Source organism: Streptomyces lincolnensis, assembly GCF_021173675.1.
Classification (GTDB): domain Bacteria; phylum Actinomycetota; class Actinomycetes; order Streptomycetales; family Streptomycetaceae; genus Streptomyces; species Streptomyces lincolnensis_B.
The window spans coordinates 162,830-186,163 of sequence record NZ_JAIHON010000017.1; the positions used below are offsets into that span (position 1 = coordinate 162,830).

Genomic DNA, 23,334 nt, shown 5'->3' on the forward strand with positions numbered 1-23,334 from the left:
CGAGAAGTCACGGAAACCACGGGGAGCTACTGGGAGGAGGAGCTCCCGCCCAGCTTCTCGAACCATCCGGACACCGTGCTGAACCAGTCGCCGAGCTGGTCCCAGTAGCCCTTGCCCGTGCCGATCCAGTCCTGGAGCGGGCTCAGCTCCCACACCAGCCAGCTCGCGACGAACAGGATGACGATCGTGAACAGGCAGCCCTTGAGGCAGCCGAGCCCGGGGATCTTCATCGGGTTGGAGCTGCGCTGGCGCGGCTCGCGGGGCTCGCGCGCGGGCCGCCGCGGCTCCGGCTGGGGCGGCGGCGCGTACCGCTGCGGCTGCGGCTGCTGCCGGGGCTGCTGCTGCGGTGCGGCGTACTGCTGGGGCTGTTGCTGCTGCGGATGGCCGTAGCCCTGCTGGGGTCGCTGCGGCGGGCGCTGCGGGGGCCGCTGCTGCGGACGGGCCACCTGCCGCTGGGGGCGGCGGCGCAGCGGGTCCTCGTTCGGGTCGAGGTACTGGACCTGTGTCTGTTCGTTGCGGTCGCGGGCGGCGCGGAGCTGGTTCTGCCAGGGGTGCGGGTCCTCGGGACCCCCCTGGCCGCCCTGGCCGGGCTGCCCGGGCGGCACCGGCGGCATGACGGCGGTCGGGTCGGCGGCGCCGGCCGGGCCGCCGGTGTGCGGCATGACGGAGGTCGCGGCGTTCGGGTCGTAGGCGCCCGCGCCGTGCGGCAGCACCTGGGTCGGGTCGGCGGCGCCGGGGACGCCCGGGACGGCCGCCGGGGCCGGGTCGGGGGCGAGCAGGACGCCGACGCTCTCCGCGGCGGCGATCTGCGCGGAGTTCGCGTGCACACCGACGCCCTCGGCGACCGTACGCAGACCGCGCGCGAGGTTCTCGGCACTGGGCCGCTCGTTCGGGTTCTTGCGCAGGCAGCGCTCGATGACCGTCCAGAGCGGGTCGGGGACCGTGGAGGGGCGGCGCGGTTCGGCGCTCAGGTGCTGGTGCAGGACCTCCAGGGCGGAGCCGCCGGAGAACGGCGGACGGCCGGTGACCAGCTCGTAGAGCAGGATGCCGGCGCCGTAGATGTCGACGGCGGAGGTCTGCGGCTGGCCCTCGGCGGACTCGGGCGCGACGTACGCGGGCGTGCCCACGAACTCGTGGGTACGGGTCAGTCCGGGCGAATCCGCCAGACGGGCGATGCCGAAGTCGGTCAGCATCGGGTGCATCTGGCCGCCGTACTGCCTCAGCAGGACGTTGGCGGGCTTCAGGTCGCGGTGGACGACGCCGTCGGCATGGCTGGCGGCGAGCGCGTCGGCGATCTGCGCGGTCATCAGCGCGGCGCCGACCGGGCTGAACGGCCCGTTCTCACGCAGGTAGCGGTGCAGGTCGGGGCCCTCGACGAGGTCCATGACCAGGGCCAGCAGATCGCCCTCGACCACCAGGTCACGCACCCGCACGATGTTCGGGTGGGTCAGGCGGAGCAGGACGGAGCGCTCCCTGAGGAACCGCATGACGATGTCGGGGTCGCTCGCGAGCTCCTCCTTGAGGACCTTGATCGCGACGGTCTCCCCGGGCTGGCCCTGCACCGCCGCCTCGGCGCCGGCGGCCTCGCGCTGGCGGGCTCGCCAGACGGTCCCCGTGGCGCCGCGTCCGATCGGCTCCTCGAGGAAGTACTTGCTGCCTACCGGCCGCACGTCATGCACTCCCTGCTGCTTGCCTGCTGCATGCCTTGTGTCCGAGTGTTCCGATGTTCCGAGTATTCCGACCCACTGTAGTGCCGTCACGCGCGACGGCCCCTTGTCGCCTTTCTGTGCGTCTTACGTACCGGTTCCCGTCTCCGTTCGAAGGAAAGACGCTCGGCTCGGTCGGCTTGGTTGCCGCGGGCGGACGTGATCGATCTCAAGCGGTCACCAGTGCGCCACCGGTCAGGCACTTTTGCGGGCAGAGCCGACCAATCAAGATCATTTGATGCCGGGCGGCGGGCGCGTTGTCAGTGGCAGGTGCGAGGATGCCTCCAGTACTGGCCGATGTGCTCGTGGCGGTGGGGGAAGTCCGCGGTGGGGGACCGCGGGGTGGCTCCGTACCCGTTCGGGCGCCCGTGCGGAAGGGACCCCTGACGGCGATGCAGATCCGGCTGACCGTCATAGACCCGCTGGGCCCCCCTGATCCGGCGTCGGGCCGGGCCGCGAGCTGTGACGTGCTGGTCACCGCGCCCGCGGGCACCGCCCTGGCCGCGGTCGCCTCGGCGCTCGCCTCGGCGGTCTCCGGCGCGGGCACCTCGCGCGCGGGCGAGTCCGAACGCGGCGGCGGACAGGTCGTGTTCTACGCCGCCGAGGAGCGCCTCGACACCCAGCGCTGCACGCTCGGCGAGCCCCCGCTCATAGACGGCGCCGTGCTGTCCCTGGGCACCCCGGGCGAGCCCGAGGCCCATCCCGAGCTCGACGACGCCCCGACCCAGCTCCATGTGATCGCCGGGCCCGACGCGGGCGGGGTCCACCTCCTGCACGGCGGCCAGATCCACATCGGCCGCTCCGCCGACGCCGACGTCCCGCTCGACGACCCGGACGTCTCCCGTCTGCACTGCGCGGTCACCGTCGGCGCCGACGGCCGCGTCTCGGTCGCCGACCTCGACTCCACCAACGGCACCACGCTGGACGGCGTCCGCGTGGGCACCCGCCCGGTCCGCTTCACCCCGGGCGCGCTGCTCCGCATCGGCGAGTCGGCACTGCGCCTCGCGCCGACCGGCGGCCCGGGGGCCCGCGTGCACACGGCTCCCGACGGCGAGGGACACGTGCGCGTGGAGACGGCTCCGGAGGGCGAGAGCGGCGAGGCAGCGGGACCCACGCCCGACGGCTCCGCGCCGACGCCCTCGGCATCCACCACGGCCGGCGGACCGTCCGGCAAGACCCACCATGCCTACGGCACCGCGGGCTGGGGCACCTCCGCGGCCACCTCCGACGCCCAGGGCCACCGCCCCGCCGCAGCACCGCTCGTCGTCCCGGGCCAGGGCGGAGCCCCGCGCATCGAGGCACGGGGAGCACGGCCGGCCGTCCCCCGACAGGGTTCCGGCACCGGTCCCGGCGACAGCGGGACGACCCACGCCGGCCGATCCGGCGTGACCGGGACGACCGCCTCCCGACCCCCGACCCCCGGAAACCCCCCAGGGACGCGCGGGAACCTGCCCGGCGCGGGTACGTCCGACGCGCCGCCCTCAGCCGACGGCACCCCTCCGGCAACCGCCTTCCGGGGCCAGACGCCCTACAACTCCTCCCCCACCGCCCCACGCGGACGGCCCCACGGCGACCCCTCGGCGCCCCACTCCCGGGGCCAGAGGCCCGGCGACCCGTCCGGCACGGACCCGCGTGGACCGTCCTACGACGCCTCGTCGTCGAGCGGCCTCCGAGGCCAGGCGTCCGGCAGCCCCTCTCCGGCCGACCCGCGCGGAGGTGCCCACGGCGACCCCTCGGCCACCGACCCCCGGGGCCAGACCCACGGTGGTTCTTCGGCCACCGACCCACAGCGCCGACGGCCCGGCGGCCCGTCGGGCACGGACCCGCGCCGACCGTCCTACGATGCCTCCGCACCGAGCGGCCTCCGAGGCCAGGCGTCCGGCAGCCCCTCTCCGGCCGACCCGCGCGGAGGTGCCCACGGCGACCCCTCGGCCACCGACCCCCGGGGCCAGAGCCCCAACGGCCCGGCGACAGCCGCCCCGCGCGGTCAGACCCACGGCGACCCCTCGGCGCCCCACTCCCGGGGCCAGAGGCCCGGCGACCCGTCCGGCACGGACCCGCGTGGACCGTCCTACGGCGCCTCCTCGCCGACCGCCCCACACGGACGCGCCCCTGAGGGCTCGCCGACCGACAGCGCCGCAGGACGGCCCTCCGGCGGCCCCTCTTCCACCGCCCCGCGTGGCCAAGCCCCCGGCAACCCCGCTTCGGCCGACCCGCGCGGCAGGGCCCACGGCGACCCCACGGCTGCCCCTCGGGGACAGGCGCCCGGCGGCCCGGCGGGAGCGGACCCACGGGGCCAGGCCCCCGGTACCCCCTCGTCGGCCGACACCCGCGAACGGACCTACGGCGGCCCTTCGGCCACGGACCGACGGGGGCAGACTCAAGGCGACCCCTCGGCCACCACCCCCGGGGGACAGACCCACGGTGGCCCTTCAGCCACCGATCCACAGCACCGGGCCCCTGCCGGCCCCTCTTCCACCACCCCGCACGGCCAAGCCCTCGGCGACCCCGCGCAGCGGGATCCGCGTGGCCAGGGTCCGAGCGCGCCCTCCGGGAGGGACCCGCGCGACGCCGCGCGAGAGGCGGGGCGGGCGGACGGGGATGCGGTCTCGGCGGAGGGCAGCCGGCGCAAGGGCACCCCGCTGCGCGGGACCGACGTGCCGCAGGGTGTGCGGAAGCGCGGTGGGCTGTCGGCGTGGGCGCGGCGGCTGACCGGTGGGCGCGGGGAGCGGGAGCCGGCCGACGGCGGGACGTACGAGGAGACCGGGAGCAGCGCCCGTGACGAGGAGGCGACCGCACCCCCGGCCGCCCCGACCCAGGCGCCCGAGACCTGGCCGGACCCGGCGGCCCTGCTGCTGACGGCACTGGGCCCCGGACCGCGCCTGTGGGAACGCGCTCCGGGCCACAAGGAGGCGCTCACCGTCCGGCTGGGCACCGCCGACCGGGCCGCGCCCGACGGCTCGGGCCTGCTGCCGGCCGTCCCCGTGACCGCGGATCTCCGCGAGGCGGGCGCCCTGGGGCTCGCCGGACCGCGCGCGCGGCTCGCCGGGCTGGCCCGCGCGGTCGTCGCCCAGCTCACCGCGCTGCACTCCCCGGACGCCCTGGAAGTCGTGCTGATCAGCACCGACCGTTCCCGCTCGCTCCAGGAGCGCACCGCCGAGTGGTCCTGGCTCGGCTGGCTCCCCCATGTCCGCCCGGGCCACGGCCAGGACTGCCGCCTCCTGCTCGCCTACGACCGCGAGCAGGCCACGGCCCGCACCGACGAGCTCCTGCGCCGTCTGGAGGACCACCTGACGGACGCGGCAGGGGCGGCCGGACCCGCGCGGCAGACCCCGACCACCTCCCGCCCGCCGGCCCGACGCCCTTCCTGGGCCAGGGACGAGGACGCGGAGGACTTGACCGGAGGCTTCACAGGCCCGTACACCGTCGTCGTCGTGGACGGCGACCCCGGCGGCGCCGCCGTGCGGGAGGCGGTGGCGCGGCTGGCCCTGGAGGGCCCCCGGGCCGGGATCCATGTCGTGTGCCTCGCCGAGACCGCGCCCGCGTCCCCCGCGTCGCCGGTGACCGAGACGTACGAGGCGGCCTGCGCGGCGGTCCCACCGTTCCGGGAGTGCGGTGCCGTGGCGCTGCTCAGCGGAGACGTGGCGACCGCGCTGCGCCTGATGCGCGTGGCCCGCACCGGCACCGAGCACACCGGAGCAGCCGGGGCGGCCACCCCCGACACGCTCCGCTCCGGCCCCGTCGGCCACGGCACCGTCGCCGCCGTGGACGCCGTCTCGCTCGCCTGGGCCGAGCGGTTCGCGCGGGCACTGGCACCGCTGCGCGCCGAGGGCACCGCCGGTGAGCGGCACACGCGTGTGTCGGCGCCGCTGCCCCAGGCGGCCCGGCTGCTGGACGAGTTGGGGCTGGCCCGGGCCACCCCGGCGTCCCTGATGGCCCGTTGGGCGGACGCGGCCGACGACACCGAGTCGCTGGGCGGCCGGGCCTGGGCCGTGCTCGGCGCCGGACCGCGCGGCCCGGTCTGCGCGGACCTGGCGGCCGAGGGCCCGCACCTGCTGATCGAGGGGCCGTCGGGCAGCGGCCGTACGGAACTGCTGCGCGCCCTCGTCGCCTCGCTCGCCGCCGCCGAGCGTCCCGACCGGCTGAGCGTCGTGCTGATAGACGGCCGGGACAGCGTGGGCACGGACGGCGGCGGACACGGCGAGGGCCTGCGGGTCTGTACGGACGTACCGCATGTCACGACCCATCTCACCGCCAACGACCCGGTGCGCATGCGGGAGTTCGCCCAGTCCCTGAGCGCTGAGCTGAAGCGGCGCGCGGAGTTGCTGGGGCGGTCCGACTTCGCCGAGTGGCACACCGGCCGGGAGGTGTCGGGCCGCATGGTCACGCAACGGACCACGGCGGCGCGCGGCCACTCCACCGGCGAGGGCACCGGTGATCTCGACACCCCGCCCAGCTCCACGATCCGGCTGCGCCCCGCGGCGGCCCGCCGCCGGACGGAGACGGCACCGCCACTCCCCCGGCTGGTCGTGGTCGTGGACGATCTCGACGCCCTGGTCTCCCCCGCGCTGGGTTCCCCGGGCAGGCCCGCCGCGGGCTCGGTGATACGCGCGCTGGAGGCCGTGGCCCGTGACGGCGAGCGGCTCGGCGTGCACCTCGTCGCCGCGGCCACCGCCGGTGGCCGTACGGCCGAGTCGGAGCCCGCCAAGCGCGCCGCCCTGCGCGTCACGCTCGACGCCCCGACCCCCGGCCCGGACGAACCGGCCCCCGGCCGCGGTCGGCTGTCCTGGGCGGACGGCCGTACGACCCCCTTCCAGGGCGGCCGTGTCACGGGCCGCATCCCCCGCACCGCGACCCTGCGACCGACCGTCGTCCCCCTGGAGTGGGACCGGATGGGTGATCCTCCGGCCCGTCGCCCCGTACGGGAACTGGGCAACGGCCCCACCGACCTGGCCCTCCTGGCCAGCGCCCTGGAGCGCGCGGCGCGCGAGGTGTCGGCGGCGGAGGTACCTTCGCTGCTGTAGACACCACAGGAGTACCCCCGGGCACTCCCCAGCCACGGTCGGCTCCCCAGCCCACGTCCAGCACCACCAGCCCGTCCGGCGTTTGAGGACGAGGCCCCTTCAGGGCCGAAGCGGGGGCCTGGGGGCGGCAGCCCCCAGACTCGGCCACCAAGACACGCGGCACCTGGTCACAGGCGGATCACGATCCCGCCCTTGACAGCGAACGCGCCCTTGCCGACCACAACATCCCAGGCGTAGACCAGACCGCACGGGACAGCGCTCCAACGTTCGACGAGGCACGAAGAACGGGGTCGTGATGCGCAGCACGAGCAGCACATACCGGACACGCAGGTTCATCCCAGCCGTGGCCGTCCTCCTCGCGGGAGCCCTCTCGCTCACCGCGTGCGGCGGCGATGACGACAAGAGCAGTGACACCGGCGCGACCGGTGGTACCGAGACCGGCGCCACCGTCACCCTGCCCAAGCTGAACGGCAAGAGCCTGGAGGTCGCCGCCGTCTGGTCCGGCGCGGAGCAGGCCAACTTCAAGAAGGTCCTCGCGGAGTTCGAGAAGCGCACCGGCGCGAAGGTGACGTTCGTACCGGCGCAGGACCCGATCATCAACTTCCTCGGCTCGAAGATCGCGGGCGGCCAGCCACCGGACGTCGCGATGCTCCCGCAGCCCGGCGCCATCAAGCAGGCCGTCGACAAGAAGTGGGCCAAGCCGATCGGCACCGCGGCCAAGGCGGAGCTCGCCAAGAACTACTCGCAGGGCTGGCAGGACATCGGCAAGGTCGACGGCACGCAGTACGGCGTGTACTACAAGGCCGCCAACAAGTCGCTGATCTGGTACAACGCCAAGGTCTTCGAGAACGCGGGCGCCACCGAGCCGAAAACCTGGGACGAGCTGCTCACCACCGCCCAGACGGTGTACGACTCCGGTGTCACCCCGTTCTCCGTCGGCGGCGCCGAGGGCTGGACCCTGACCGACTGGTTCGAGAACATCTATCTCTCGCAGGCCGGCCCGGAGAAGTACGACCAGCTCGCCAAGCACGAGATCAAGTGGACGGACCCGTCCGTCAAGGACGCGCTCACCACCCTGGCCCAGGTCTGGGGCAAGAAGGACTACGTCGCCACCGGCGCGCTCCAGACGGACTTCCCGGCCTCGGTCACCCAGACCTTCAAGGGCGGTGACCAGCCCAAGGCGGCCATGGTCTACGAGGGCGACTTCGCGCAGGTCAACATCGGTACGGCCGGGGCGAAGGTGGGCACCGACGCGAAGGTGTTCCCGTTCCCGGCGGTGGGCGACACGGCCCCCGTGGTCTCCGGCGGCGACGCGGCCGTGATCCTGAAGGACTCCGAGGCGGCGCAGGCACTGGCCACCTTCCTGGCCTCCCCGGACGCGGCGACGATCCAGGCGAAGCTGGGCGGTTACCTCTCGCCGAACAAGAGCGTGGACATGTCGGCGTATCCCAACCCGGTGCAGCAGAAGATCGCCAAGGCGCTGATCGACTCGGGTGACGACTTCCGCTTCGACATGTCCGACCAGGCCCCGCAGGCCTTCGGCGGCACGCCCGGCAAGGGCGAGTGGAAGGCGCTCACGGACTTCCTGAACAACCCGAAGGACATCGCGGGCACCCAGCAGAAGCTGGAGGCGGACGCGGCGGCCGCCTACGGAGGCTGAGGGCATGACGTCCGCCACGGCGGCAGGGGGCCCACCGACCCCTGCCGCTCCCAAGTCGCGCAAGAGCGTGACCGGCACCCGCAAGAGCGTGGCAGTGCTGTTCCTGCTGCCCGCTCTCGTGCTGCTGGGCGCGCTCGTCGTCTACCCGATCGGGTACTCGCTGATCCGCAGCTTCTACAACCAGTCGGGCAGCGGCTTCGCCGGGTTCGACAACTACGAGGCGCTCTTCACGGACGAAGGGATCCGTACGGCGCTGAAGAACAACATCATCTGGGTGGTGTTCGCCCCGACGGTCGCCACCGCGCTCGGTCTGATCTTCGCGGTGCTGACCGAACGGGTGCGCTGGGGCACGGCGTTCAAGCTCGTCGTCTTCATGCCGATGGCGATCTCGATGCTGGCGGCGGGCATCATCTTCCGGCTGGTCTACGACCAGGACCCGGACAAGGGGTTCGCGAACGCGGTGTGGGTGGGCATCCACGACACCTTCGCCGAGTCGTCCGCGTTCCCGAAGGCCCACCCGGGCCGCGAGTCGCCGCTGGTGGCGCAGAGCGGCGGGTTCATCACCAAGGAGCCCGTGCGCACGGGCGAGGCCGTCGCCCTGCCCCTGGTGGGGGTCGCCCCCGACCAGATGCCGGACAGCGCGAAGGCCGCCGCGGCCCCGCAGGCCGACCCGGGGAAGATCACCGGTACGACCTGGCAGGACTTCACCCGCGGCAAGGGCGTCGGCACGCTCGGCGGCGTCGACGCGTCCGAGTTCGGCTACCCCGGGATGAAGATCGAGGCGGTCAAGGACGGCAAGGTCGTCGCGTCGACGAAGGCCGCCGACGACGGCACCTTCACGCTGCCCGCCTCCGCCGACGGCGCCCAACTCCGGTTGCCCGCGAGCAACTTCAAGGAGCCGTACAACGGCCTGGACTGGCTCGGCCCGTCCCTGGTCACCCCGGCCATCATCGGCTCGTACGTCTGGATGTGGGCCGGTTTCGCGATGGTGCTGATCGCGGCCGGACTCGCGGGCATTCCACGCGAGCTCCTGGAGGCGGCCCGCGTCGACGGCGCGACCGAGTGGCAGGTGTTCCGGCGCGTCACGGTGCCCCTGCTCGCGCCGGTCCTCGCGGTCGTCATCGTGACCCTGATGATCAACGTCCTGAAGATCTTCGACCTGGTCTTCATCATCGCCCCGGGCTCCTCGCAGGACGACGCCAACGTCCTCGCCCTGGAGCTGTACCGCAAGGGCTTCTCGGAGGACCAGCCGGGCATCGCGAGCGCCATCTCGGTGTTCCTGCTCCTGCTCGTCATCCCCGTCATGTGGTTCAACATCCGCAGGCTCAGGCGGGAGGTGCGGCGATGACAGCGGACGCCGGAAGTCTCACCAAGGCGGCACCGCCGGACACCACCGAGGTGAGGGCGAAGCGGTCGGTCGGCGCGCGGCTGGCGGAAGCCGTCAGCGGGGGCGCGGTCCGGATCTTCCTCATCGTCGTCGGCCTGTTCTGGCTGGTCCCGACGATCGGTCTGCTGATCTCGTCGCTGCGCCCGCCGCAGGAGATGACGGCGAGCGGCTGGTGGGAGGTCTTCAGCAAGCCGTCCCAACTCACCCTGGAGAGCTACGACAAGCTCCTCCAGAACAGCGACATCACCAACTCGCTGGTCAACACCGTGCTGATCACGGTCCCGGCGACGGTCCTCGTCGTCGTCATCGGCGCGCTCGCGGGCTACGCGTTCGCGTGGATGGAGTTCCCGGGCCGTGACTGGTGGTTCCTGGGCGTGGTCGGCCTGCTGGTGGTGCCGGTGCAGGTGGCGCTGATCCCGGTCGCCGAACTCTTCGGCAAGATCGGCCTGTTCGGCTCCATCCTGGGCGTGGTGCTGTTCCACACCGGCTTCGGTCTGCCCTTCGCGGTGTTCCTGCTGCGGAACTTCTTCGCCGAGATCCCCAAGGAGCTGCTGGAGGCGGCCCGGCTGGACGGCGCCGGTGAACTGCGCCTGTTCGCGCGGGTCGTGATGCCGCTCGGCGGGCCCGCGATCGCGAGCCTGGGCATCTTCCAGTTCCTGTGGGTGTGGAACGACATGCTGATCGCGCTGGTGTTCTCCAACGCCGACAGCCAGCCGATCACGGTCGCGCTCCAGACCCAGATGCGGGCCTTCGCCGACAACGTCGACGTCCTGGCCCCCGGCGCCTTCATCTCCATGGTGATCCCGCTGGCCGTGTTCTTCGCGTTCCAGCGGCAGTTCGTCTCCGGGGTGATGGCGGGCGCGGTCAAGTAGCCCGTACGACAAGAGGATCGACGAAGGGGCGGACCGTCACCGGTCCGCCCTTTCCCGTTCACCGACAATCCCCCGTATGCCGTACGGAGCGTAACCAGGTGGCCTCATCGGGCGTTCCCGGGCAGAACGCCCGCGACGACCCTTGGATGTCCCTTGCCCAGGTTCAGTGTCATCGTCCCCGCGTACCAGGTTCAGGCGTACCTGCACGAGTGCCTGGAATCGGTGCTGTCCCAGTCGTATCCGGATCTGGAGCTGATCGCGGTCGACGACCGTTCGCCGGACGCCTGCGACGTGATCATCGACGAGTTCGCGGCTCGCGACCCACGTGTGAAGGCCGTCCATCTGTCCGAGAACCAGGGGCCGGGCCGGGCGCGCAACGCCGGCACGGACGTGGCGACGGGTGACTACCTGCTGTTCCTGGACGGCGACGACACCCTCACCCCGCACGCGCTGCGGTCGATCGCGGACCGGCTGAAGGAGACGGGCGAGCCGGACGTCCTGGTCCACGACTACGCGCGCGCCCACTGGAACGGCGAGACCGTCCGCAACCGGGCCGCCGTCCAGCTCACCGAGCAGGGCCCGGCCCCCTTCCGCCTGGAGGACCGCCCCGGCCTGCTGCACCTGCTCCCGGTGGCCTGGAACAAGGTCTACCGCCGGGAGTACGTCGAGCACGGCGGCTTCGCGTTCCCGTCCGGGCTCTACGAGGACGTCCCGTGGACGTACCCGGTCCTGATGGGCGCCGAGTCGATCGCCACGCTCGACCGGGTGTGCGTGCACCAGCGGCAACGCCGACAGCCCCGCCGGCCCCTGCAGCCACGGCAGAGCGCCGCCCCCACCACCCCCGGCCGCGACCACTTCGACGTCTTCGAACAGTACGACCGGGTCTTCGCCCACCTCGACGCGCACCCCGAACTCGCCTCCTGGCGCCCGGTGTTGTTCCGCCGCATGGTCGACCACCTGGCCACGGTGTTCGCGGACCGCGACCGGCTGCCGCGCGCGTGCCGGGCCGAGTTCCTGCGCACCGCCCGCACCCACTGCCGCCGCTACCGCACCCCGGGCCACCCCGTCCCGGTGAGCTCGCGCCTGAGGCACACCCTGGTCCGGCTGGGCATGCACCGCACCTTCCGCACGCTGCAGGGCGCCGCGACGCTGCGCCGCCGCACCGGCGGGGCCGCCGCGGATCTGCTGAGGGTGCTGCGGTCCGTCGCCCTGCGCGCGCACTACCGTGTCCAGCTCCGGCTGCCGGTGCGCGCCGACCGGGCGGTGTTCGCCGCGTACGGCGGCCTCGGGCACGGCTGCAACCCCGGCGCCCTGGAGACCGCGTTCCGCACCTTCGCGCCGCACATCCGCACGGCGTGGATCGCCCGCCCCGAGCACCACCACACGATCCCGACGGCCACCCGCCGCCTCACCCCGGGCACGGCCGCGTACTGGACGGCGCTGGCCCGCTCCAAGTACCTGGTGACCGACGCCGACTTCGGCCCCCGGCAGGTCAAGCGGCCCGGCCAGATCGTCGTCCAGACGCAGCGCGGCACCCCGCTCAAGCACATGGGCCTCGACCTCCGGGAGCGCCCGGCCGCCGCCCGGGAGACGGACTTCGACCTGATGCTGCGCTCGGTGGACACCTGGGACCACGTCCTGTCCGCCAACCGCCACTCCGCCCTGACCTGGGAGCGCGTCTTCCCCGGCGCCTACCGCTCGCTCTGCCACGGCCAGCCCCGCACCGACGTCTTCCAGCAGGCCACCTCGGCGGACGTGGCCCGGCTGCGCGAGTCCCTCGGCATCCCCGAGGGCTCGGTGGCGATCCTGTACGCGCCCACGCATCGCGACTACCGCCGCGCCCAGCCGCCCGGCCTCGACCTGGAGCGGGTCCTGCGCCGCCTCGGCCCCCGTTTCGTCGTCCTGGCCCGCGCCCACCCCGTCCACGGCACGCCCCTGGCCCGGGGTTCGGCGCGGGTCGTCGACGTCACCGGCCACCCGAGCGTCGAGCAGCTCTGCCTGGCCTCGGACGCCCTGGTCACCGACTACTCGTCCCTCATGTTCGACTACGCCAACCTGGACCGCCCGATCGTGATCCACGCCGAGGACCGCGAGGCGTACGAGGCGGCCCGGGGCACCTACTTCGACCTGCGGTCCTTCCCGCCGGGCGCGGTCGCGCGCACCGAGGACGAGCTGATCGACATCTTCGCCACCGGCCACTGGCGCGGCTCGCGCTCGGCCCAGCTGCGCGCCGCGTTCCGGACGCGCTTCTGCCCGTACGACGACGGCCGCGCCGCCGAGCGGGTCGTACGCCAGGTGGTGCTGGGCGAGGATGAGTCGGCGCTGCCGCCGGTGATCCCGCCGGCCGAGCGCCACCCGGTGCCCTCCGCCGCCGCGTCCCTCCCGCACTCCCCGCAGCCCACCGAGCTGTCGACGGCCGGCGATCGCGCCTTCCCCGAGGACGCCTTCGTCGACGGCGCCTTCACGGCGGGCACCTTCACCGACCGAGCCTGACCGCATCTGACCGCGCCCGACCGCGCCCGACCGCCGATCCCGCACCGGGGAGTCCGTCATGCCCTCCAGTCCCTCGCGGCCCACTCCGACCCGGCCCCACACCTGGCGTCCGGCGGGACGGCCCGGCCGCCGCGGTGTCTGACGCCCTCCCCGGGACCACCGACAGCCTGGGACCACCGACAGAAAGAGCAGAATGCCCCGCTTCAGCATCATCGTGCCGTCCCATGGGGTCGTGGGGCGGCTGTCCCTGGCGCTGGACTCGGTCCTCGCCCAGTCCTTCGGCGACTTCGAGCTGATCCCGGTCTGCGACGGCCCTCGGTCCCCGGCCGCGGACGTCGTCGCCGGGTACGTCCGCCGGGACTCCCGGGTGGCCCCGGTGCACTCGCCGCCGTCGGCGGGACCGGCCGGGGCGCGGAACACCGGGATGCGGGCGGCGACCGGGGCGTATCTGCTGTTCCTCGACGGTGACGACGTCCTCGTGCCGGGAGCGCTGGCGGAGCTGGCCGCGCGGCTGGAGACGACCGGGGGCGTCGACGTGCTGCACTTCGAGCACGAGCGGACCCCGTGGTGGGAGGGCGAGCCCACCAACCCGGCCGCGCAGGTCCTCGCGAGGACACCGAAGGGCGCGTTCTCGCCCGAGGAGGCCCCGCACCTGACCGGCGTCCGGCTGCCCGCCTGGAGCGCCGCCTACCGTCGGGCGTTCGTCGCCGAGCACCGGCTCGCCTTCCCCGACGGCCACTTCACGGACATCGGCTTCGCCGGCCTGAGCGCGCTGCGCGCCGAGCGGGTCGCGGTGCTGCGCTCGGTCGTCGTACGGCATCTGGTGCGCCGGCAGGGCAGCCGGCTGAACCTGCCGGGCGAGCACCACGTCGAACTCCTCGACCAGGCGGAGGCGTTGCTGACGCGGGCCGTGGAGGAGGGGCTGTCCGGGGAGCGGTACAAGGAACTGTTCGAGCAGCTCTTCGCGGCGGTCCTGAAGACGGCCGCGCATCCGCGCCGGCTGCCCTCGCGGCGCCGCGCCTTCTTCCGCCGGGCGAGCCGCCTGTACCGCCTCCACCGTCCGGCCGGGTACCGGGTGCCGGGCGGCAGCCCGGGTGTTCAGCACCGGCTGCTCGCGTCCGGGGCGTACACCGCCTTCCGGGTACTGCGCGGCGCCAACCAGCGGGCGGCGAGGGCGATCGCGGCCGTCCCCCGCCCCCGCGGCCTGCGCACCCGCCTCCTCTACCGCCTGCACCTGAGCCGCCCGCTGGATCCGAACCTCGCCGTGTACTGCGCGTACTGGGGCCGCGGCTACGCCTGCAACCCGGCCGCGATCCACGCCAAGGCCCGCGAACTGGCCCCGCACATCCGCTCGGTGTTCCTGGTCGAGCCGGGCCAGGCGCACGCCGTGCCCGAGGGCGTCGAGTACGCCGTGATCGGCAGCCGCCGCTCCTGGGAGGTCCTGGCGCGCGCCACGTACCTGATCAACAACGCCAACTTCGCGGAGGGCGTGGTCAAGCGCCGCGGCAGCGTGCACCTGCAGACCCAGCACGGCACCCCGCTGAAGAAGATGGGCGTCGACCAGTCGACGTACCCCGTGGTGGCCGCCGCGACCGGCAGCTTCGCCAAGCTGCTGGGACGCGTGGACCGCTGGGACTACAACCTCTCCTCCAACCGCCACTCCACGGAGATGTGGGAGCGCGCCTTCCCCGGCTCGTACGAGCAGGTGGAGTACGGCTATCCGCGCAACGACGTCTTCTGCACGGCGACCGCCGAGGACGTGGCCCGCGTCCGGCGCGAGCTGGGCGTCCCCGAGGGCAGCACGGCCGTGCTGTACGCCCCCACCCACCGCGACCACCACACCGGCTTCGAGACCGCCCTGGACCTGGAGGCGTTCTGCGAGGAGGCCGGCGAGGACGTGGTCGTGCTGCTGCGCGCCCACTACTTCTACGACCGCGGCCTGTCCCGGGCCACCGGCCGGATCATCGACGTCACCGCGCACCGCTCCTCGGAGGACGTCTGCCTGGCCGCCGACGCGCTGATCACGGACTACTCCTCGATCATGTTCGACTACGCCAACCTCGACCGCCCGATCGTCGTGTACGCCGACGACTGGGAGGTCTACCGGGAGACCCGGGGCGTCTACTTCGACCTGCTCGCGGCACCGCCGGGACCGGTGGCCCGCACACCGGAGGAGCTGGCGCGGGTCTTCCGCGACGGCTCCTACCGGGGCCCGGAGTCGGCGGCCGCGCGGGCCGCGTTCCGCACCCGGTTCTGCGAGTTCGACGACGGGCGGGCCGCCGAGCGGGTCGTGCGGCGGGTGCTGCTGGGCGAGCCGCCCGAGGCGATCCCGCCGGTGATCCCCCTCGCCGAGCGTGTGCCCGCCCCCGCCGCGACGACCCTCGTAAGGAGCTGACGTGCCCCGCTTCAGCATCATCGTGCCCGTCTTCAGGGTGCAGGGCTTCCTGCGCGAGTGCCTCGACTCGGTCCTGGAGCAGTCCTACCGGGACATCGAGGTCATCGCCGTGGACGACTGCTCGCCGGACGCCTGCGGCGCGATCCTCGACGAGTACGCGGCGCGCGACGAGCGGGTGCGGGTGCTGCACCTGCCGGAGAACGTCGGTCTCGGCCGCGCCCGCAACGCCGGGATGCCGCACGCCACGGGCGACTTCCTGTTCTTCCTCGACAGCGACGACACCCTCACCCCGGGCGCCCTGCGCGCGATGGCCGACCGGCTGGCCGAGACCTCCGACCCGGACGTGCTGGTCTTCGACTACGCCCGCACCTACTGGTGGGGCGGCACCCGCCGCAACGTCCTCGCCCACCTGCTCGCCCAGGCCGCCGAGGGCACCTTCACGGCCGCCGAACGCCCCGAGATCCTCGACCTGCTGATGGTGGTGTGGAACAAGGTCTACCGCCGTGACTTCGTCGAGCGCGAGGGCTTCACCTTCCCGCCGGGCTACTACGAGGACACGCCCTGGACGTTCCCGGTCATGCTCAGCGCGGAGCGGATCGCCACGCTCGACCGGATCTGCCTGAACTACCGCCAGCGCCGGCAGGGCAACATCCTGACCACCACCAGCCGCAGGCACTTCGACATCCACGACCAGTACGAGCGGGTCTTCGCGTTCCTCGACTCCCGCCCCGCGCTCGCGAGCTGGCGCCCGTACCTGCACGCCAAGATGGGCGAACACTGCCTGGACATCCTCTCCAAGCCGGACCGGCTGCCCCCGTCCGACAAGGCCGAGTTCTTCCGCCGTACGGCCGAGCTGTTCCGCGGGCACAGGCCGGACGGTGCCGTCGTCCCGCCCGAACTGCGGGTGCTGGAGGGCGGTTACGCGGCGTACCGGGTCAAGCGGCAGGCGGGGCGGGCCGGCCGGGAGCTCGCGCGGCGCGCCCGGCAGGCACGCGGGGCGGCCGCGGTACGGGCGGCGCGCGCGGGGTCCGTCCTGGCGGCCCACCGCCCGCTGGACCCGGACCTCGTCCTGTACGCGGCCTCCTCCCACCGGGGCGTCCTCGGCGACCCGGCCGCGATCCACCGCAAGGCGCGGGAGATCGCGCCGCACCTGCGCGGGGTGTGGGTGGTGCGGGACGAGGAGGAGGCGGCCACGGCGGGGCTGCTGCCGCCGGACGTCGAGCACGTGCTCCTGGACTCGCCGCGCCACCGCCGGCTGGCCGCGCGGGCCATGTACTTCGTCAACGACGTCAACTGGCCCGGCGATCTGCCCAAGCGCCCGGGCAGCGTCCACATCCACACCCACCAGGGCACCCCACTCGCGTACCTGGGCGCCGACCTGCTGGACAAGCCCGGTGCCCGGCTCGGCCTCGACGTGCCGCGGCTGCTGCGGCGCGCCGACCGCTGGGACTACAGCCTGGTCGCCAACCGGCACTCCGAGCTGGTGTGGGAGCGGGCGTACCCCTGCCACTTCACCTCGGTGCGCACGGGCAGCCCGCGCAACGACGTCCTGGTCGACGGGGAGCGTGCGGGCGGGACCTCCGAGGGCGGGGCCACGTTCCGGCTGCGGCACGGCATCCCGGCCGGCCACCGGGTCGTGCTGTACGCGCCGGCCCGCCGCGACTACCGCCGGGGCGGCCATGTCGACCGGTTCGACCCGGCCCGGTTCGCCGAGGACCTGGGCGCGGGCCACACCCTCGTCGTCCGGCTCCACCCCGGCCTCGCCGCCGGTCCCGCGCGCGGGCTGGGCCTGGCCGAGCTGCACCGGCGCGGGGTCCTGGTCGACGCGACCGACGAACCGCACGTCGAGGACGTGCTGCTCGCCGCCGACGTGCTGGTCACCGACTACTCCTCCCTGATGTTCGACTACGCCCTGCTGAACCGGCCGATCGTCGTCCACGCCGACGACTGGGGCGCCTACGCGGCGAGCCGGGGCGTCTACCTCGACCTCACCGCCGAGCCCCCGGGCCATGTCTCGCGCTCGTACCGGGAACTGGCCTGGCTGTTCGCCTCCGGGACCTGGCGGGACGAGGAGTCGGCACGCCTGCGGTCCGCCTTCCGGGACCGGTTCTGCGAGTACGACGACGGCCACGCCGCCGAACGCGTCGTACGGACGCTGCTGCTCGGCGAGGACGGTTGGGTGCCCGGGCCCTCGCCGGCGGAGGAGTCCCCGGCGGTGCCCGCCGCCGCCGACCGTGACCTGCTGACCTCCTCGTCGTGAGGCCGCGCACCTGGGTGCTGGTCCTGGCCGCGGTGTTCGCCGTGCTCCAGCTCGCGAACGTCACCGGCCGGGACACCCCCGACACCAAGAACTACCTGTCGTACGCCCTGAGTCTGCGCGGTGAGGGCAAGCGGGAGGCGGCCGCCGCCACCATCGACTACGCCTGCGCGGGCCGGGCGTCGATCGCGCGCCGCAACCAGAGCGTCGACGTGATCCGCTTCCACGCCCCGAGCCCCACCCGACGGGTCGAGGAGTCGTGCAGGGCGGCGGAGTGGCGGGGTGTGGAGGCGCGGCTGCGGGCCGGGCAGACCGGCGGGCACACCGTGCCGTTCATGCCGGAGCGGTTCATGCGGATCTTCGAGGTGCGGCCCGGGTATCCGGCGTTCCTGGTGCCGTTCCTGACCGCGTTCGGGATGACGTGGGGCGTGTGGGCCGCCGGGGTCGTGATCACGGTCGCGGGCGGGGTCCTGGTGTACCTGATCCTGCGCACGCTGTCCGTGCCGGTGCCGTTCGCGCTGACCGGCCAGGCGCTGTACTACGTGCTGCCGTGCGGGACGACCGCCATGCGGCCGATGACGGAGGGGCTGCTGCTGGCGGCGACACTGGTCGCGGTGTGGGGCTGCGCGCTGGTCCTGCACGCGCACCGGCCGCGGTCCGGGCTCGCGCTGATCGGCGGCTCGCTGCTGGCGCTGTTCTCGGTCAAGCACTCGCAGGCGCTGTTCCTCGGCCTGTGCCTGGCGGGGGCGGGTGCCGTGCTGCTCGCCCGGCGGCGGGGCGGGCGCGGGGTGGGGGCGATCGTCGCGGTGGGCCTGGCCGGTGCGCTCGGGACGGTGCTGCTGGCCCGTGCCCTGCGCTACCCGTCGGAGTCGGAGAGCCTCCAGGACCTGCTGACCGCGCACTTCACCCGTCCCGACCGGACGCGTCCCTGGCGGGAGTTCCTGCACCTGGAGTTCACCTTCTGGGTGGAGTGGCTGCGCCGCCAGCTCTGGGAGCCGCTGTTCGTCGCGGCGCTCGCGGCCGGGGCGTGGGGCGCGCTGCGCCGGCCCGTCTTCGGCGCCTTCCTGGTCGCGGCGGCGGGCACGGGGATCCTCACCCAGGCCGCGCATCCGGACATCACCATCTGGGGCGGTCGGCTGATCGTGCTGGCGTGGCTGCTGCCGGTGGTGGGGGTGCCGCTGCTGCTGGAGCGGGTCGCGCGGGAGCGGGTCCTCCTGCCGGCCCAGGGACCCCCCGATCGGGCTCACTCGTTGAGGTGACGTGACGTCATGTCGTTGACCCCCTCGGGAACATACGGCAGATGCCCTCAACGCTCCTCGTCCGGCGGACCGCGCGCGGTGCGACCGCCCTCCGCGGCGGCCGCCCGTGGCGCCCCACCCCGTACCAGGTCTTCGGCTTCCTGTTCTGGCTCGTGATGACGCTGGCCTACTGGCGGGTGCCGCTGTGCTGCGACGCCGGCCAGCACGCGGCGGTCGTCGAACGCCTCAAGAGCCATCTGCTCCGGCCCCGCCACCCGATGGCCGACCTGCCGGGCGCGGGCAGCCCGTACTACTCCCCCTACGCGGTCGCGCAGGGCGTGTTCGCCCGGCTGACCGGGCTGGGCGGCTGGGAGGTGGTCAAGCTCGCCGGTCCGGTGAACCTGCTCGTCCTGCTGACCGGCCTCGGCCGTTTCGTCCGCGTGCTGACGCCCAGGCAGTGGGCGCCGGTGCTCGCGCTGGCCGCGATGACGCTGCTGTGGGGGACCGAGCGGGCCTGGTGGAGCGGGTATCTCGGGCTGATGTCGATGACGGGGAACCTGGCGTACCCGTCGGCGTTCGCGATCGGGCTGACGTTCTGGGCCTGGGCGCTGACGGGGGCGCGGGCGCGCGGCGGTCCGCGGGGGCTCCTCGGGTACGCGGGGCCGGGCGCGCTGTACGGGGTGATCCTGCTGGTGCACCCGATCACGGCGGTGGCGGCGCTGCTGGGGGCGGTGGCCCTGGTCGCGGGGTGGCAGCGGGGGTGGTCCGGAGCTGTCGTCGGGCGCTGGGCGGCCACGGGGGCCGCAGCCCTGCCGGTCGCGGTCTGCTGGCCGTACTTCGACGTGTTCGCGCTGGCCGGGAACGGCAGCGTGGACGCGATGCACCGGACGCTGTACCTGAACCTCGGGGGGCACTTCGGGCTGGCGCTGCTGCTGGGCCTGCCGGCGTTGTGGCTGCGCACGCGCGGGGGCTCCGGCTCGTGGCGGGATCCGCTGGTGCTGATGTTCGCGCTCGACTGTCTGGTCGTGGCGTACGGCTGGATCAGCGGGCACTACACGTACGGCAGGATCCTCGGGCTGACGCTGGTGCCGCTGCAGTTCGCGCTCGCCGTGGAGCTGGCGGCGCCGCGGCCGTGGCCCGTCCGGCGGAAGGTGCTCGGCGCGGCAGCGGCGGTCGGGGCCTGCGTGGGGTTCCTGACCGTGCAGGCGGGCGCGGTCGTCCCGCGCGCGCTGGACCCGGTCGGCTTCGCGCAGCCGCCGCGCTGGCCGACGTACGAGTGGGCCGCGCGGCACATCGGGCCCGGCGAGGTCGTGATCACCGACGGCTACTACGCCGTCCACGCCATCGCGGGGTACGGCCCGAACCTCGCCGCCCCCGCCTGGCCCGACCCGGCCCTCGACGAACGGGAGCGGCTGCGGCGGGCCGCCGACGTCCGCGCCTATCTCGCCCCGACCTCGACCCGCGCCGAGCGCACCGCCGTCGCCCGCCGCCATCACGTGCGGTGGCTGCTGCTGACCCGCTGGCACCCGGTGCCCGAGGAGGCGGTGGTGGTGGCGTGGAGCGAGCGGACGGGGGAGGTGCTGGCGCGGGTCGGGTGAGACCCGGTGGGGTGAGACCTGGTGGGGTGGTTACTCGATGACGAGGTCGACCTCGATGTTGCCGCGGGTGGCGTTGGAGTAGGGGCAGACCTGGTGGGCCTGCTCGACCAGCTTGCGGCCGGTCTCCTGGTCCACGGAGTCCGGCAGCTCGACGCGGAGGGCGACCTTGAGGCCGAAGCCCTCGCCCTGCTTGCCTATGCCGACCTCGGCGGTGACGGCGGCGTCGCTCACGTCCACCTTGGCCTGGCGGCCGACGAGACCGAGGGCGCTGCCGAAACAGGCGGCGTAGCCGGCGGCGAAGAGCTGCTCCGGGTTGGTGCCCTGGCCGTTGCCGCCCAGTTCCGCCGGCGGCGCGAGAGCGACGTCGATCTTGCCGTCGTTCGTGTAGGCGCGGCCGTCCCGGCCGTGGGTGGCGGTGGCGACGGCGGTGTAGAGCGCGTCCATGGGAGAACCATCCCTCTCGGAGATCACGTGGTGGGGTCCGGCGGCCCGGTCCGGCCGCCCTCACGACGACTAGTAGAGCACACAATTCAATTGCACACAACTAAATGGCCCACCGGGTCTATCCTGGAGACATGACACCGACGCCGACACCGGCGGCAGCCTCAGCCGAGTGGCTCCGCCTGGACAACCAGATCTGCTTCTCCCTGCACGCCGCCTCGCGCGCCTTCAACAGCGTCTACCGCGTGACCCTCAAGGAGCTCGGACTGACCTATCCGCAGTACCTGGTGATGCTGGTGCTGTGGGAGGAGGACGAACTCCCCGTGAAGAAGCTCGGCGAGCACCTGCGCCTCGACTCGGGCACACTCTCCCCGCTCCTCAAGCGCCTGGAGGCGGCCGGTCTCGTACGACGTGAGCGCAGCGCCCGCGACGAGCGCTCGGTGGAGGTGCGGCTGACCGAGGAGGGCGCGGCCCTGCGCGAGCGCGCCCTCCAGGTGCCCCGCCGCATCGCCGAGGCCACCGGCCTCGACCCCCGCGAGATCAACGACCTGCGCGAACGCCTCGACCGGCTCACGGAGACTCTGGACTCGGCGGGGCTGGACCCGGCGGCGCTGGAGGAGACGCCGGGGTGCCGGTAGTCGACCCGCTGGTCGGCCCGTCGACGCTCCGCGTACATGACACACCGTGAGTCGCCGGACGTTCACAACGAGTCATCGAAGTCGCCTCCGTACACCCCCGCCGCCTGCTTCACTGATGAACGCACGCGCACACACGCATGCACCACCAAGACGGTCCAACTGACGAGGAGACGGCCGCACATGACCTGGCTGATCACCGGTGGCGCCGGCTACATCGGGGCACATGTCGTACGGGCGATGACGGCGGCGGGCGAGCGGACCGTGGTGTACGACGACCTCTCCACCGGCATCGCCGCCCGCGTCCCCGAGGACGTACCCCTGGTGCGGGGCTCGACCCTGGACGGGGAGCACCTGGCGCACACCCTCGCCGACCACGAGGTCACCGGCGTGGTCCACCTGGCCGCGAAGAAGCAGGTGGGCGAGTCGGTGGAGCTGCCGCTGCACTACTACCGCGAGAACGTCGAGGGTCTGCGCGTCCTGCTGGAGGCCGTGACGGAGGCGCGCGTGCCGTCCTTCGTGTTCTCGTCCTCCGCGGCGGTCTACGGCATGCCGGACGTCCCCCTGGTCACGGAGGAGACGCCCTGCCTCCCCATGTCGCCGTACGGCGAGACCAAGCTGGCCGGCGAGTGGCTGGTCAGGGCCACGGGCCGGGCGACGGGCCTGGCCACGGCCTCGCTGCGCTACTTCAACGTGGCGGGCGCCGCCGGCCCCGACCTCGCCGACGTAGGCGTCTTCAACCTCATCCCGATGGTCTTCGAGCGGCTCACCGACCACGCGCCCCCGCGCATCTTCGGCGCCGACTACGCCACCGCGGACGGCACCTGCGTGCGCGACTACATCCACGTCGTCGACCTCGCCGACGCCCATGTCGCCGCCGCCCACGCCCTCCAGTCCTCCCCCGGCCGCGACCTGACCCTCAACATCGGCCGCGGCGAAGGCGTTTCGGTCCGCGAGATGATCGACCGCATCAACGCCCTCACCGGTTACGACCTGCCCCCCACCGTCAGCCCCCGCCGCCCCGGCGACCCCTCCCGCGTCGTCGCCTCCGCCGCCCGCGCCGCCACCGAACTCGGCTGGACCGCCAAGCACGACATCGAGGACATGATCACCTCCGCGTGGGAGGGCTGGGTACGGCTGCATCCGGAGGCGGCGCGCGCCTGAGGTGGGTACGGCTGCATCCCGACGCGCGCCTGAGGCCGTACGGGCCGTGCGGCAGCCGTACGTCACACCTCGCTTCGCCGGTCCCCCACGACCGGCTTCCACTCCCGGACCGACCGCACCTCGACACCGGGCGTGCGCCGGTAGTACGGGTCGTCCCGCAGCACCGCCTCCAGGGCAGGCCTGTCCAGGGCGAACACCAGGAGCGCGCCGCTGTCGTCGGCCCAGGGGCCGGCCGTGACGAGGCTGCCCTCGGCGTGCAGGCGGGCGAGGGTCTCACGGTGCACCGGGCGGGCGGCGAGGCGTTCGGGGGCGGGGGTGAAGGCGAGTTCGACGACGTGCATGGGGGTTCCTCCTACGGTTGACCCGGCTCGGTGAAGGGCGACTTCGGCGAGGCTAGGCTCGGCGTCCGGGGGTGTGCTGTATCGCGCGATACAGGCGGGCACGAGGCGGGGTGAGGGGCACGA

The 23,334-nt window shown here is 73.7% G+C and carries 14 protein-coding genes; 11 read left to right on the forward strand and 3 right to left on the reverse strand.

Going from position 1 to position 23,334, the window contains the following annotated elements:
* Window positions 1-26: 26 nt before the first annotated feature.
* On the reverse strand, window positions 27-1,670 hold the full coding sequence (locus K4B79_RS39780; protein WP_232032294.1) for a serine/threonine-protein kinase: 1,644 nt from the start codon (window positions 1,668-1,670) through the stop codon (window positions 27-29).
* 428 nt (window positions 1,671-2,098) lie between these two features.
* Between K4B79_RS39780 and K4B79_RS39785 the strand changes: the two genes are divergently transcribed.
* The 9 genes from K4B79_RS39785 to K4B79_RS39825 all read left to right on the forward strand — a co-directional run bounded on the left by K4B79_RS39785 (window position 2,099) and on the right by K4B79_RS39825 (window position 20,630).
* Entirely contained in the window at window positions 2,099-6,730 is a 4,632-nt protein-coding gene (locus K4B79_RS39785) for an FtsK/SpoIIIE domain-containing protein (protein WP_232032295.1), read from the forward strand.
* Window positions 6,731-7,025: 295 nt separating this feature from the next.
* Complete coding sequence (locus K4B79_RS39790; RefSeq protein WP_232032296.1) at window positions 7,026-8,390, forward strand: ABC transporter substrate-binding protein; 1,365 nt, start codon at window positions 7,026-7,028, stop codon at window positions 8,388-8,390.
* A gap of 4 nt (window positions 8,391-8,394) precedes the next feature.
* Window positions 8,395-9,738, forward strand: coding sequence for a carbohydrate ABC transporter permease (locus tag K4B79_RS39795; RefSeq protein ID WP_232032297.1), 1,344 nt, complete (start codon window positions 8,395-8,397; stop codon window positions 9,736-9,738).
* Entirely contained in the window at window positions 9,735-10,649 is a 915-nt protein-coding gene (locus tag K4B79_RS39800) for a carbohydrate ABC transporter permease (RefSeq protein ID WP_232032298.1), read from the forward strand. The genes K4B79_RS39795 and K4B79_RS39800 overlap by 4 nt, the downstream gene beginning before the upstream one ends.
* Before the next feature lie 153 nt (window positions 10,650-10,802).
* Window positions 10,803-13,142, forward strand: coding sequence for a bifunctional glycosyltransferase/CDP-glycerol:glycerophosphate glycerophosphotransferase (locus K4B79_RS39805; RefSeq protein WP_232032299.1), 2,340 nt, complete (start codon window positions 10,803-10,805; stop codon window positions 13,140-13,142).
* A gap of 193 nt (window positions 13,143-13,335) precedes the next feature.
* Entirely contained in the window at window positions 13,336-15,537 is a 2,202-nt protein-coding gene (locus K4B79_RS39810) for a bifunctional glycosyltransferase/CDP-glycerol:glycerophosphate glycerophosphotransferase (protein ID WP_232032300.1), read from the forward strand.
* 1 nt (window position 15,538) lies between these two features.
* Window positions 15,539-17,797, forward strand: coding sequence for a bifunctional glycosyltransferase/CDP-glycerol:glycerophosphate glycerophosphotransferase (locus tag K4B79_RS39815; RefSeq protein WP_232032301.1), 2,259 nt, complete (start codon window positions 15,539-15,541; stop codon window positions 17,795-17,797).
* Window positions 17,794-19,053, forward strand: a complete 1,260-nt coding sequence (locus K4B79_RS39820) for a hypothetical protein (protein WP_232032302.1) — start codon at window positions 17,794-17,796, stop codon at window positions 19,051-19,053. Before K4B79_RS39815 ends, K4B79_RS39820 begins: the two co-directional genes overlap by 4 nt.
* A 41-nt stretch (window positions 19,054-19,094) precedes the next feature.
* Window positions 19,095-20,630 carry a hypothetical protein gene (locus K4B79_RS39825; protein ID WP_232032303.1) on the forward strand — a complete coding sequence of 512 codons (1,536 nt, stop codon included), beginning with the start codon at window positions 19,095-19,097 and terminating at the stop codon, window positions 20,628-20,630.
* A gap of 30 nt (window positions 20,631-20,660) precedes the next feature.
* Here K4B79_RS39825 and K4B79_RS39830 read toward each other — a convergent pair whose 3' ends face one another.
* Window positions 20,661-21,074, reverse strand: coding sequence for an organic hydroperoxide resistance protein (locus tag K4B79_RS39830; protein WP_232032304.1), 414 nt, complete (start codon window positions 21,072-21,074; stop codon window positions 20,661-20,663).
* 131 nt (window positions 21,075-21,205) lie between these two features.
* On the opposite strand from K4B79_RS39830, the gene K4B79_RS39835 reads away from it, so the two are divergent.
* Window positions 21,206-21,709, forward strand: a complete 504-nt coding sequence (locus tag K4B79_RS39835) for a MarR family winged helix-turn-helix transcriptional regulator (protein ID WP_232032305.1) — start codon at window positions 21,206-21,208, stop codon at window positions 21,707-21,709.
* 180 nt (window positions 21,710-21,889) lie between these two features.
* The gene (galE, locus tag K4B79_RS39840; RefSeq protein WP_232032306.1) at window positions 21,890-22,870 is read left to right on the forward strand and encodes a UDP-glucose 4-epimerase GalE; all 981 of its coding nucleotides are present in this window, start codon (window positions 21,890-21,892) and stop codon (window positions 22,868-22,870) included.
* Window positions 22,871-22,932: 62 nt separating this feature from the next.
* On the opposite strand, the gene K4B79_RS39845 is transcribed toward galE, so the two are convergent.
* A complete protein-coding gene (locus K4B79_RS39845; RefSeq protein ID WP_232032307.1) occupies window positions 22,933-23,211 on the reverse strand; it encodes a YciI family protein in 279 nt (92 codons plus the stop codon).
* Window positions 23,212-23,334: the final 123 nt, after the last annotated feature.

Bases quoted from the DNA above. Each gene is read 5' to 3' on its own strand.
- K4B79_RS39785 (WP_232032295.1), top strand. From the start codon at position 2,099: ATGCAGATCCGGCTGACCGTCATAGACCCGCTGGGCCCCCCTGATCCG.
- K4B79_RS39790 (WP_232032296.1), top strand. From the start codon at position 7,026: ATGCGCAGCACGAGCAGCACATACCGGACACGCAGGTTCATCCCAGCC.
- K4B79_RS39795 (WP_232032297.1), top strand. From the start codon at position 8,395: ATGACGTCCGCCACGGCGGCAGGGGGCCCACCGACCCCTGCCGCTCCC.
- K4B79_RS39800 (WP_232032298.1), top strand. From the start codon at position 9,735: ATGACAGCGGACGCCGGAAGTCTCACCAAGGCGGCACCGCCGGACACC.
- K4B79_RS39810 (WP_232032300.1), top strand. From the start codon at position 13,336: ATGCCCCGCTTCAGCATCATCGTGCCGTCCCATGGGGTCGTGGGGCGG.
- K4B79_RS39825 (WP_232032303.1), top strand. From the start codon at position 19,095: ATGCCCTCAACGCTCCTCGTCCGGCGGACCGCGCGCGGTGCGACCGCC.
- K4B79_RS39830 (WP_232032304.1), bottom strand. From the start codon at position 21,074: ATGGACGCGCTCTACACCGCCGTCGCCACCGCCACCCACGGCCGGGAC.
- K4B79_RS39835 (WP_232032305.1), top strand. From the start codon at position 21,206: ATGACACCGACGCCGACACCGGCGGCAGCCTCAGCCGAGTGGCTCCGC.
- galE (WP_232032306.1), top strand. From the start codon at position 21,890: ATGACCTGGCTGATCACCGGTGGCGCCGGCTACATCGGGGCACATGTC.
- K4B79_RS39845 (WP_232032307.1), bottom strand. From the start codon at position 23,211: ATGCACGTCGTCGAACTCGCCTTCACCCCCGCCCCCGAACGCCTCGCC.